The organism is Nostoc sp. (assembly GCF_036916985.1).
Classification (GTDB): Bacteria; Cyanobacteriota; Cyanobacteriia; order Cyanobacteriales; family Nostocaceae; genus Nostoc.
The window spans coordinates 25,051-37,307 of record NZ_JBALFD010000016.1 but is presented as its reverse complement, the minus strand read 5'-3'; the positions used below and the strand labels follow the sequence as shown (position 1 = coordinate 37,307).

7 protein-coding genes are annotated in these 12,257 nt (G+C 39.7%); 4 read left to right on the top strand and 3 right to left on the bottom strand.

Translation table 11 applies throughout. From position 1 onward, the window contains the following. Nucleotides 1–356 precede the first annotated feature (356 nt). Both V7L07_RS05055 and V7L07_RS05050 read left to right on the top strand, forming a co-directional pair. On the top strand, nucleotides 357–1,322 hold the full coding sequence (locus V7L07_RS05055) for a terpene synthase family protein (protein ID WP_335055649.1): 966 nt from the start codon (nucleotides 357–359) through the stop codon (nucleotides 1,320–1,322). 148 nt (nucleotides 1,323–1,470) lie between these two features. Then, complete coding sequence (locus V7L07_RS05050; protein ID WP_335055647.1) at nucleotides 1,471–2,859, top strand: cytochrome P450; 1,389 nt, start codon at nucleotides 1,471–1,473, stop codon at nucleotides 2,857–2,859. A gap of 324 nt (nucleotides 2,860–3,183) precedes the next feature. Here V7L07_RS05050 and V7L07_RS05045 read toward each other — a convergent pair whose 3' ends face one another. Both V7L07_RS05045 and V7L07_RS05040 read right to left on the bottom strand, forming a co-directional pair. Continuing rightward, the gene (locus tag V7L07_RS05045) at nucleotides 3,184–8,859 is read right to left on the bottom strand and encodes an ATP-binding sensor histidine kinase (protein WP_335055645.1); all 5,676 of its coding nucleotides are present in this window, start codon (nucleotides 8,857–8,859) and stop codon (nucleotides 3,184–3,186) included. 374 nt (nucleotides 8,860–9,233) lie between these two features. Next, the gene (locus V7L07_RS05040; RefSeq protein ID WP_335055643.1) at nucleotides 9,234–9,917 is read right to left on the bottom strand and encodes a response regulator; all 684 of its coding nucleotides are present in this window, start codon (nucleotides 9,915–9,917) and stop codon (nucleotides 9,234–9,236) included. Between the two features lie 234 nt (nucleotides 9,918–10,151). Here V7L07_RS05040 and lipA point away from each other — a divergent pair, with 234 nt between their 5' ends. After that, nucleotides 10,152–11,066 (top strand): lipoyl synthase, encoded by a 915-nt coding sequence (gene lipA / locus V7L07_RS05035; RefSeq protein ID WP_335055641.1) that lies wholly within the window; start codon nucleotides 10,152–10,154, stop codon nucleotides 11,064–11,066. Nucleotides 11,067–11,225: 159 nt separating this feature from the next. Continuing rightward, complete coding sequence (locus V7L07_RS05030) at nucleotides 11,226–11,363, top strand: photosystem I protein PsaX (protein WP_334768257.1); 138 nt, start codon at nucleotides 11,226–11,228, stop codon at nucleotides 11,361–11,363. 21 nt (nucleotides 11,364–11,384) lie between these two features. Here the strand turns inward: V7L07_RS05030 and V7L07_RS05025 are convergent, their stop codons facing one another. Next, nucleotides 11,385–12,251, bottom strand: coding sequence for a branched-chain amino acid ABC transporter permease (locus V7L07_RS05025; protein ID WP_335055640.1), 867 nt, complete (start codon nucleotides 12,249–12,251; stop codon nucleotides 11,385–11,387). Nucleotides 12,252–12,257 lie beyond the last annotated feature (6 nt).

The following is a 12,257-nucleotide window of genomic DNA, read 5'->3' as shown; positions in this document are numbered from 1 at the left end:
AGCGCTAATTGGAACAATATTTTTGATGTCATAAGTTAACTTTTTCAGTTAGTCAACAGCATTTCTCATGAACGAATATACACAGAGATAGCTATTTTTATTAAAAAAATATAATTCCAGATAATTACGGTTATTTTTTAATAAGAAATATTTAACAATATTGAGATAGCTTTTAAAAGTTCATATAGGCTTACATAGTACTGATGGTGGTGTAAAGATGACTTACACACTTTAGAAATATGGGATCGGTGTGAATTTTTGCAAAAGTTTTCTCAAAGATTTCTAACAGTATATTGAGCCATTATCTTTGTTCTACTGTGATGATTTTTTTGGTACTTTAAACTAATTCATTTTTTATGAATCAATTAGCTTACCCTGATTTATACTGCCCATTTCCATCCCACATCAATAAACATATTGATGTTCTAGAAAGGCACGCTCTTGAATGGGTACTTCGCTTCAATCTCCTGGCAAATGAATCATCTTATCAGCGTTTTTGCAAATCAAAATTTTTCTTCCTAGCGGCAAGTGCCTATCCCAACTGCCAGCTTGAAGAATTGAAAATTGCAAATGATTGGTTGAGTTGGGCGTTTATTTGGGATGACCAGTGTGATTTATCAAATTTAGGAAGACAACCTGATGTTCTCAAAGATTTTCATAAGAGATTTTTGGAAATATTGAACGGTGCAGAACTCACGAGTAAGGATATACCACTTGCTTATGCATTAAGTGATTTACGACAACGGATACTTCAAAGAGGTAGTCAAGAATGGTTTCATTACTTTGTTGCTCGCTATGAAGGCTATTTCGATGGCTGTGTTCAAGAAGCTGTTAACCGCGCACAGGAAATTACACCCGATGTTGACAGTTATATGCTTATACGTAGATTAACTTTAGGTGGATATGTTTTCCTTGCATTGATGGAATTTTGCAATTATTTAATAATTCCTGATTCTCTCCGAAATCATGAGGTGATGAAAGAATTAAAAGCGATGACAATTAATATTCTTGCTTGGTGTAATGATATTTTCTCCGTACATAGAGAAATGTCAAGTGGCGATGTTCATAATTTAGCATTGTTAATTTATTATCAACAAAAGGTTTCTTTAGAACAAGCAATTCTCATAGTTAGCGAAATGCACGATCAAGAAGTACATCGCTTGAAAGAGTTTGAATCATCTCTTCCATCTTTTGGAGAGGAATTAGATGCAGAACTTGCCAAATATATATCAGGACTACATAGCTGGATATCTGCCAATCTGAATTGGTATTTTCACTCTGGTCGCTATCAAACTATAGACAGCTTGGAGTTAAATCAATAAATTCTCACTCTCTTTTTATAAGGGAATAGGATACCTAACAGGTATCCTATTTTGCTGAAAGCTCATCATAGATGAACCCATATTATTTTGTTAAGGGTTTATCCTCGCTAATACAATTTTTCGACTTTGGTTTGGACTTAAAATTCATATGCAACTGCCTAATCCTCTCAAAACCCCTTCTTTGCTACAAAAGCTTCAGTGGATTACTGACCCTGTGAGCTACATGGAAAACGCAGCTCAACAATATCCCGACATTTTTACTGGTAGGATAATTGCCTTTGGCGATACTGTAGTATTTGTAAATCATCCTCAGGGAATCCAAGAAATTTTAACGAATGATAGAAAGAAATTTGTCGCTGCCGGTGAACTCAATAAAATTACTGAACCCTGGCTAGGAAAAAATTCAGTTCTCATACTTGATGGCAGTCGTCATAAACAACAACGACAATTGATAATGCCTTCTTTTCATGGAGAGCGAATGCAAAGCTATGGCCAACAAATCCGTAATATTACCGAAAATGCCTTTAGTCACTTACTACTAAATCAGCCCTTTTTGGCTCGTAACATAACACAAGAAATATCTCTACAAGTTATGTTACAGATTGTCTTAGGGTTGTATGGGGGAGAAAGATTTCAAAAACTTAAGCATTCACTACCATTGCTGTTAAATCTCTCTCATTCACCTATCACTTCTAGTTTTTTCTTGCTCCCATTCTTGCAACAGGATTTAGGAGCTTGGAGTCCTTGGGGAAAATTTCTGCGCGATCGGGAGACAACCGATCAATTATTCTACGCCGAAATTGCTGAACGCCGGCGACAACCTAATTCAGAATGTGTCGATATCCTTTCCTTGCTGATCTTAGCTCAAGATGAAACTGGTCAATTTATGACAGATCATGAATTGCGCGATCAGTTAATGACCCTAATAATTGGCGCTTATGAAACTACGGCATCTGTAATAGCTTCGGGATTGTATTGGATTCACCAAAAGCCTCTAGTCCGTGAAAAACTGCTCCAAGAAGTGGACACTCTCGGTGATTCCCCAGACCCTATGAGCATTTATCGACTACCATATCTTACGGCTGTCTGTAATGAAATCTTGCGAGTTAGCCCTGTTTTACCGTTCTGTTTCCCAAGGGTAGTACAAGAACCCGTTAAACTCTTGGGACATTCTTTAGAGCCTGGAACAGTATTGCTTCCTAGTATTTATCTTACTCATCAACGTGAAGATTTATATCCCCAACCTAAGCAGTTTCGACCAGAACGTTTTCTAGAACGCCAATTTTCTCCTTATGAATTTCTGCCTTTTGGTGGTGGTGTCCGTCGTTGTATTGGTGAGGCTTTGGGTTTGTTTCAAATGAAATTAGTATTGGCAACCATCTTATCACGCTATCAGTTAGCGGTAGTTAATCAGCAACCTGAGCGGCCTCAGCGTCGAGGTTTTACCCTGGCATCTGCAAGTGGAGTCAAGATGGTAATTACAGGACGACGACGTGAGGCTCAAGAGCCTTTAGTGAATAAACTCATCGGCATTTAAGTTACATAATCAGGGCGGGCAAGATGTCCACCCACAAGATATTGAGAATTTAATATGCAAATTAGATGTATTTTAGCTTATGACAATTACATCTATATCCTAGTAGCTTGTCAGAGTTGTTTTGATGAATCTTAGAAATCACCCAGTTTGTGTGACAAACTGGGTTTTTACAATTGTAGATTGGGTAGAACGCACCTTACTTAACCGAACTTTGTATCTTAACAGAAGTGTAGGAATTACGAACAAAAAGATCCCCGACTTCTTGAAGAAGTCGGGGATCTGAGCCTCTCGCTGGAGAGCAAATCAAACTAAGATTGCCATAGTCTAGATATCTGATTGTTGCATCGGTATTTCAATCACGAACTCAGTCCCTTTTCCTAATGTGGAATCACAGGTTAAACTACCCTTGTGTTTGTCCACAATAATCTGATAGCTAATCGACAACCCCAAACCTGTGCCACTTCCTATTGATTTGGTGGTAAAAAATGGGTCAAAGATTTTTTGCTGCACTGCTTTGGTCATACCAGAACCGTTATCAGCGATCCGAATTATTGCTGTATTAGAATCTGTTAGTTCAGTAAAGATGTGAATTTGTCCTACCATATCAAAAACTGCTGATGCTTCTATGTCCTTTGTGATTTGTTCTTTATTATTTACCAGTGATGGATCGACAATGACAAATGACTCTTCTAAAGCATCAATCGCATTACTCAGGATATTCATAAACACCTGATTTAGTTGACCAGGGTAACACATAACCTCTGGTAATTTGCCGTATTCTTTGATGACTTCAATTTCAGGAAAATTGTTCTTTTCTTGAATTCGGTGTTGTAAAATCATTAAGGTACTGTCTATTCCCTCATGAATATCTACAGGCTTCATCTCAGATTCATCTAGACGAGAAAAGTTGCGTAAGCCCAAAACAATATTGCGGATACGCGAACTCCCAATTTTCATTGAATCTAGAATCTTTGGTAAGTCTTCTGTGAGAAAATCTATGTCAATTTCTTCAGATTTTTCCTCAACTAAAGGCGAAGGATGAGGATATTCTTGCTGATAAAGAACTACCAAATCCAGCAAGTCTTTGACATACTCACTAGCATGATTAATATTGCCATGAATAAAGTTAATAGGGTTATTGATTTCATGGGCAACTCCTGCTACCATTTGTCCCAAAGAAGACATTTTTTCACTTTGAATCAATTGGATTTGGGTACGTTGTAATTCTTGTAGAGTTTGTTGTAAAGAGTAATTTTTGTGGTTGAGTTCCTGCGTTCTCTTCTGGACTTTCTCTTCTAGAGTATGGTTGTATTCCTCCAAGCTTTCTTTAGCTTGTGCCAAATTTTTGTAGAGGATAGCATTCTCTAGGGATATTGCTGCTTGAGTGGTGAGGAGCTTGAGAATTTCTACGCGATCGCGTGTAAATGCTCCTGTCGTCAAATGATTTTCTAGATAAATAATCCCAATCAATTTACCTTGATTTAGAAGAGGTATAGACAATAAGCTCTTAGGTTCTTCACTCAGAATATAGCTATCACCTGCTAAAAAAGAAACAGTCGTTGCATCATCAATAACCAAAATTTCTCTGGAGCGTTTAACGTAGTTAATCAAAGTAATCGGAACATCGTAGCTGGACTCCAAAGAAATTGATGGAAACTCTGTGTAGGTATGGTCAAAATTTGAACTTGAGCAAATGGCTGTAACAGTTGATGCTAAGTTATCACCTTCGCTCAAAATTAAAGCGCATTTAGAAGCTCCTGCATTCTCCATCACAACTTCCATCAAAGTAGAAAGTAATCGCTCAAGCTCGATTTCGCCAGAGAGTGCTTGAGATGCTTTAATGAATGCGGCTAAATCCAGAGAATCAGAAATACTTGTCTTCGAGCCAATAACAGTTTGTTGATTACTCAGGGTAGATAAAGATGATATAGATGTGTTATATAAAGAAGTGCTTTCCTCGCTGGAATGGATACTCAGTTTTTCTTGCTGAAATATAGAAGCCAGTAATTGGGGATAGCGTTTTGCCAAATCGTCAACTTTGGCTAATGCTCCCCAGCGAACATAGCTATAGTAAGCATCTATTAAGTAAGTTTGGGCAATCTTATGTTTACCCCATTCTAAATAGAATTTGGCGGTAAGTTCTTGAGCCAGGGCTTCTTCATTAAGATACTCATTTTCTTTGGCAAGTAAGATGGCGCGATCGTAGAATTCCATTGCTTCAAGATATTGACCACCAATCCGATAGCGTTCAGCCTCTACAAGATCATATTTGTGTAAATAATTCATTGGGGCATGATGTGCCCAATGCTCCATTTTTTCTTGATTGGCTTGAACCCGATCGAGAATACATTTTTGCTCAGATTCGGATACCTCAAAATACACAGCTAGACCTGCCAAAGAATCATAAAAATGGAAAACTGGAACAACTAGATGTCCTATTGCAGTATCTAAATACTTTTTCGCTAGTGTGGCATTTTCAACTGCCTGATGAAATTCTTGAAATAGATAACAGAGATGAAGTTTGCTGACATAGAGATATAGAAGTCCAAGTCCATCTTTAGTTTCCAAATGGAGCGGCAGCATTTTATCTTCGTTATAAACTTCACCAATTAAAGAACAGGAATTTTCTGCACACCCTAGTAGATTCAATACGCTCTGTCGATAAATATTACTCCATTGGAATACTGTTTTTTGCTTGAGTTGTTTGATGGCATTATTATAATTTGCCATTTCTTGTTCTAGCTCTGAAAGTTCTCTACCGATAAAATAGGAGCAGTAAGAATAAATGTGTAGAGAATAAGCTGCATACTCTAAATCTCCTGTTTCAATACCGATAGAATAAGCTTGCAACAAAGGTTTTAATATTTCCTTGGCGTGTTCCTTACAAGGTCTAATAAGTGAAAGAAAAGCTCCAAGAACTTTCGCGCTAATTTCTTTAATTTGTAACCTAGATAAAAGATTTACAGCTAGTTTACCAAATTTATACCCTGACTCAATATCTCCCACCAGAGCAGACAGTATTAGTCCATAATTAACATAGGCAAATGCAGACAATGGTGCGTTGCCATATTGTAGAGATAAGTTGATTTGTTTAACAATAATTAGTGGGAATAATTCAGGAATAGCTTGATAGGTCAAACCATGAATATTCGACAAAATATTCATAACTGCTAGTGTTTTAGCTTCTGTCATTTCTGGTAGGTCAATTAAATCTTCAATCTGCCTACCAGCCAGATTTGAGGCTATTTCTGCCATTACTAGCTGAACATCAGATTGGCTTGGATGTTCAGGAAACTCTACTCCCAAAAGCTTCAAAAAGGCTAGTGCAGTATTAATTCCTTTGAGTGCTTGGTTCTGTGCCCCAGATGCTTTAATTTTTACTTCGTAAACTTTAACTTTATCTATAAGAGTTTTCCCTCTTACCAATACTATCTCTGCTAATTGCTCAGTTTGCTCAAAGTCGCCGTCCAAGTAGGCTGCCTCTGCCGCTGTCTCATACAAAGCTAGGATTAGCTGATATTTCATCTCCCAACTATTATCTGCTAGCAGTTGGATGCCAGTAGTTAAATACTTAACGGCAGCGGGATAAGCTGTTGATGCTAACGCTTTACGTCCAGCAATCAGATTCATCTGGGCCAGTTCATCTCGTTTAGCTTGAGGGGAGATGAATTCCACTGCAATATTAAACTGATTGACAAGCTCAAAAATCTTTTCTTCCTTTTCGGCAACTGGAATATTGTTCAATAACAGTAGCCCAATTTTTAAGTGAATTGGCTTTTTTTGTTCTTCGGGAATTAAAGAATAAGCAGCTTGCTGCACTCGGTCATGTACGAATTTATATTTAGGTAGCTGTAAATTAGAAGTTGAAAATTGCGTAGATTCTATTCCATGAGTAATAAATTCATTAGCATTATCTTTTGAAAATATGTTGTAATTTTCAGTCTGCGGTAAAACTAGCCCATCAAGTAACGCTTGCCACAAGTCTGATGCTGTATCTACTACAGATTTTTCATTGACGATCGCTAGAGTTTTTAAGTCAAATTGATTCCCAATACAGGCAGCCAGTTTTAGAACTTTTTGGGTATGTATTGGCAATTTTTCTATTTGCAGAGCGATAAATTCTACGACATCATCTGTGAGAGCTAATTCTTTGACTTTTAAAATATCATACTGCCAATGACTAACATCAAGATTTAAGAAAATTAGCCCATCATCGTGTAAAGCTTTGAGAAATTGGACGGAAAAGAAGGGGTTGCCTTTCGTTTTGGCAAACACCATCTGGGTGAGAGGAACCGCAGCGACTTCAGGACAATGAAGGGTATCAGCAATGAGATGATTTAAATCACCCTGATTTAAAGGTGCTAGGGTGATCGTATTAATATTTACTGTTGCTTTTTCAATCTCCTGTAGTGTTAAATAAAGTGGATGTACCTTGGAAACTTCGTTATCTCGATAGGAACCAATTAACAATAAATCACCCTGATTTTCATCCAATTGTTCTGTCTCTTCTGATAGAGAAGATAACGTACTTTCACACATTAATAACTGGATTAATTTTAGAGAGGCTGTATCTGCCCATTGCAAGTCATCGAGAAAGATAACTAGAGGGCGTTCTTTCATTGTGAAGATTTGGATGAATTTTTGAAACAATAAATTGAATCGATTTTGGGTAGCACTGCTAGAGAGTTCTCTAACTGGAGGCTGCTTGCCAATAATCTGTTCAAGTTCAGGAATTACATCAATAATCACCTGAGTTTGTGTACCCAATTCCCGCAGAATTTTGGCTTTCCATTGTTGAATTTGGGCATCACTTTCTGAGAGCAGTTGCCCGATTAAGTCCCGAAAAGCTTGCACCAATCCTGATAAGGGAATATCGCGTTGAAACTGGTCAAATTTTCCTTTGATGAAGTAACTACGCTGCCGCACAATAGGTTTATGGACTTCATTGACCACAGCAGTTTTGCCAATGCCAGAGAAACCTGCGACTAATATCATTTCTGTTGCCCCAGCTGTTACGCGCTTAAAAGCTGTGAGTAGGGTTTCAACTTCACTTTGGCGACCGTAGAGTTTTTCGGGGATTACGAAACGGTCTGAGATATCTCTCACGCCTAGTTCAAAGGGTGCAATATTTCCGGTTTCTTGCCACTGGCTTTGGCACACCTCTAAGTCATGCTTTAACCCCAAAGCACTCTGATAGCGGTCTTCGGCATTTTTTGCCATCAGCTTGCTGATGATGTCAGACAAAATTGACGGAATATTAGAGTTAATCCGACTAGCTTTTAGTGGTTGTTTGGCAATGTGAGAGTAAACTAACTCCGTCGGATCTTTGCTGGTAAAGGGTAACTGTCCGGTGAGGAGTTGAAAGAAGGTGATACCAAGGGAATAAAAATCAGTACGGTAGTCGATACCTCGGTTCATCCTGCCGGTTTGTTCTGGAGAAATGTAAGCCAGAGTACCTTCTAAGATATTGGTATTGGTGAGAAATTGAACTTCTCTTGGTAGGAGGGTGGCAATACTAAAGTCGATGAGTTTTATTTCATCTGTGGTAGGGTTGATGAGGATGTTGGCAGGCTTGATGTCTTTGTGAATAATGCGATCGCGATGCAGTCTTTCAAGGGTAGAAGTAATTTTAATCGCAATGGGAAAAAACTCGTTGAGAGAAAGCCAGTTTTCCTTCTTCCCCTTGTCCTCCAGTCGCCAGTCTTGGAGGGGAATGCCACCAAAATCTTCCATCACTAAGACATAGCTGTTACGGTAGTTTTCTAAGCTATAGGTTTTGACTATGCCAGGAATATCAAGATTTTTGGTGATGATATATTGATTTCGGAACTGAGCGATTTCTGCAAAGGTAGGATATTCATTCCGCATCAATTTGAGAACGACTGATTTTTTATCTTCTTCTCTGATGCCCCGATAAACTAGGGTTTTACTGCCTGAGTAGATTTGCTCGGTAATCCGATAGCCAGGGAAGGAATATAATGTATCTAATAGTACTAACATTGCAGACTATGCTCATAATTATTGTGTCTATGGCTTATTATTCCCGTGCCAAGACTATCCTCATCATGAAATAGGATTTTTTTGTTTAATTTATATTAGGAAATATAATTTTTTACTAAATATTTGAATCTTGAACTATAGCCTTTCCTCATCTAGTTAAATACATATAAAAATCTCACCCTAATCCCTCTCTGTGAGCAAAGGGGAGATAAAGCATAGCTTTATCGGGGTGAGGTTAAACTGTATCTCACTGGATAATTATGACTTATCAACATAAGTATTTTTGAACTAACTATTTTTACCCGCTTTGAATCGGACACTCGTTATTAGAGACGGTGTATTTTTGGCTGCGATAATAATAACGAGCGCAAATACTACTTGATTTTTTGTTTAATAAAAGTCACAACCTGAGTTAGCTGTTTTTTCAAACCATCAATTTCTGCCTGCATTTTGACAATTTTCTCGTTCAACGCATTAATTTCTACGTCGGAGACTCCTCCAGCACTAGGGGTTGCGTTGCTTGCCGCCGTAGGCATCACAGTATTGGCGACGCTAGGAGTTGCGACTGCAACATTGGCGACAGTAGGGGCTGCTACTGTAGCAGTTGCAACATTAGAGGTTGCAACTGTGCTATTTTTAACGGCCGCTACTGCTCCCACTGCGACTAGTTCTGGGCGTGGCTGTTTCGCCTTGGTCATAGCTAACTTAATTGCGCTAATTAGTTGCTTCTGATCAAAAGGCTTACCCAGAAATTCAAAGTATTCAAAGGGTTCTGTGATTTTTTCAGTCACCTCTTCCTTGCGACCAGACATGATCACCAAAGGAATTTTCCTTAACTCCGGATCGGCTTGAACTTTCTGAAAAACCTCCCAGCCACTCATTTTAGGTAACAGGAAATCCAACATAATTAGGCTGAGTTTTTCCTGAAGGATGAAATTTAGTCCTTCCACACCGTCTTTTGCTTCCAGTACCTCAAAATTGCCCGGAGGCAACATTTCTCGTACTTTCACCCTGACAACTGTAGTGTCATCGATAACTAAAATCTTGTTGCTTGCCACGACTGTTTGCTCTAACAGAAACTATAAGTGTAAATAGCGGTTTTGCCGATTGTCCTTGAGAATCCTCCCACTATATACAAAATTTCTAGCAATTGGGGGATAGTATATTTCGGTATAAATGACATTGTGAGAGGTATTTTGCAAAACTTTTGCTCGCGCTCTTTTCAATTTGTGTCATGGTGATATTTAACCGATAGACCACTACATCTATATCCGCATCTTGCTTGGATGTCTATGATTTCGTCACAACAAGCCGAACTAAAGTCTGAAATTACGGCAATGCCTAGCTGGTTACGTCGCTCGATTGGCAAAGCCAGTGAAATCTCTACCGTACAACGCATTATTAAGCAGCGCCAAATTCACACGATTTGTGAAGAAGGACGCTGCCCTAACCGTGGAGAGTGCTACGCCCAAAAAACTGCAACTTTCTTGCTAATGGGGCCTACTTGCACACGCTCTTGTGCTTTCTGTCAAGTAGATAAAGGTCATGCACCAATGCCTCTTGATTTAGAGGAACCCGAAAAGGTAGCCCAGGCGGTGCAGCTTTTGGGATTGCGTTATGTGGTGCTGACTTCTGTAGCCCGTGATGACTTGCCCGATCAGGGTGCAGGGCATTTTGTGAAGACGATCGCGACTATCCGCCAATTCAACCCAGAGACTCAAATTGAAGTGCTGACCCCAGATTTTTGGGGTGGTGCTGGTGTTGGGGAATCAGGTCAACGCCAGCGGATAGAGATGATTGTGAAAGCCAAACCAGCTTGTTTCAATCACAATATTGAAACAGTGCGGCGGTTAACAGGGCCAGTGCGCCGGGGAGCCAAATACGATCGCTCGCTCTCAGTACTAGCTATGGTCAAAGAAATCGATTCGACCATTCCCACCAAATCAGGTTTAATGCTGGGACACGGAGAAACACTTGATGAAGTCGTTGAAGCAATGGCTGATTTAAGGGCTGTCGGGTGCGATCGCTTGACTATCGGTCAGTATATGCGTCCTTCCCTAGAACATTTGCCAGTGCAAAAATATTGGACTCCAGAGGAATTCGATCAGCTTGGCAGATTAGCATGGGAAATGGGATTCAACCATGTTCGTTCTGGGCCTCTGGTTCGCAGTTCCTATCATGCTGGAGAGGAGGGAGTGGGGAAGTAGTAGTGCTGAGTGCTGAGTGGGAAATCTCACTTCTTTACTCAGAACTCGGAACTGTTGTGCCCAATTCCCAACTTCACACAAATATTCTTAAAGAATTTGAGTATTTGGTACGCCAGTTTGGTATTTCTTAAAAAGTCCTGACATTAGGAGAATTGAATTATGACTGCTAAAACTAAGATTTCCCCAGTTGCCGACAGTGGAGCTAAACCTCCCTATGCCTTTCGCACAGGCTGGGCGCTGTTCTTATTAGCTATCAATTTCCTGGTAGCAGCCTACTATTTCCACATTATTGAGTAATTAGAAGTGGAATGGTGCTGCTCAGATCGTTCCTTTGAATAAACCTTTGGGGCGAATGAGTAGCACCAAAATCATGATCAACAGGGCTACGCCCTGTTTGTACTGTGAACCCAGCCAAGGAGTGCTGATTTCCTGGACGATGCCAATGATAAAAGCTGCTGCGATCGCACCGTAGGGATTGCCAATGCCGCCAAGTATTACTGAGGCAAACAATGGTAATATCAAGAACCATCCCATATTTGGACGCACGGCTGTAATTAACCCATACATACTTCCACCCAATGACGTTAGAGTGCCAGCAATTACCCAAGTCCAAAAAATTACTCGGTCAACATTAATACCTGAAACCCTGGCTAAGTCCAGATCGTCGGCAACTGCTCGCATCGCTTTACCAATTTTGGTATTTTGCAGCAGGTAATGTAGCGCCAAGATTGCTAGCACCGCCAACCCCAATACCAATAATTGATTTTGCGGTACCTTTAAACCCAAAATATCTAAAGCTGGCGTCACAGGTAAATCATAATTTTGGTTCTTGCCACCCCAAATCAAAATAATCCCATTGCGAAGAAATAAGGCAAGTCCGATAGAAATAATAATAAGCGTCGTGGAAGTAGCACGGATAGCGCGCATCCTTGACCACAGTAACTTTTCTGATAACAGCATTGCTGCGACTGTTCCCACTGCTGCCAAAATCATCGACAGCCAAATATTGACTCCAATGGAGTTTATCAGCCAGGTGAGATAGGCTCCTAAAGTGAGAAAGTCACCGTGAGCAAAATTTGATAGTCGTAAAATTCCATAAGTAAGAGTCAGTCCGACTGCGGCTAGCGCAATAATGCTCCCCACCGCAATCCCATTAACCATTAGTTGGGCGAATTGTGTATCCATAAGTCT

What these genes read in the sequence shown, in the direction of transcription:
- V7L07_RS05050 (WP_335055647.1), top strand. Translation starts at nt 1,471, where the DNA reads ATGCAACTGCCTAATCCTCTCAAAACCCCTTCTTTGCTACAAAAGCTT.
- lipA (WP_335055641.1), top strand. Translation starts at nt 10,152, where the DNA reads ATGATTTCGTCACAACAAGCCGAACTAAAGTCTGAAATTACGGCAATG.
- V7L07_RS05055 (WP_335055649.1), top strand. Translation starts at nt 357, where the DNA reads ATGAATCAATTAGCTTACCCTGATTTATACTGCCCATTTCCATCCCAC.
- V7L07_RS05030 (WP_334768257.1), top strand. Translation starts at nt 11,226, where the DNA reads ATGACTGCTAAAACTAAGATTTCCCCAGTTGCCGACAGTGGAGCTAAA.
- V7L07_RS05045 (WP_335055645.1), bottom strand. Translation starts at nt 8,859, where the DNA reads ATGTTAGTACTATTAGATACATTATATTCCTTCCCTGGCTATCGGATT.
- V7L07_RS05025 (WP_335055640.1), bottom strand. Translation starts at nt 12,251, where the DNA reads ATGGATACACAATTCGCCCAACTAATGGTTAATGGGATTGCGGTGGGG.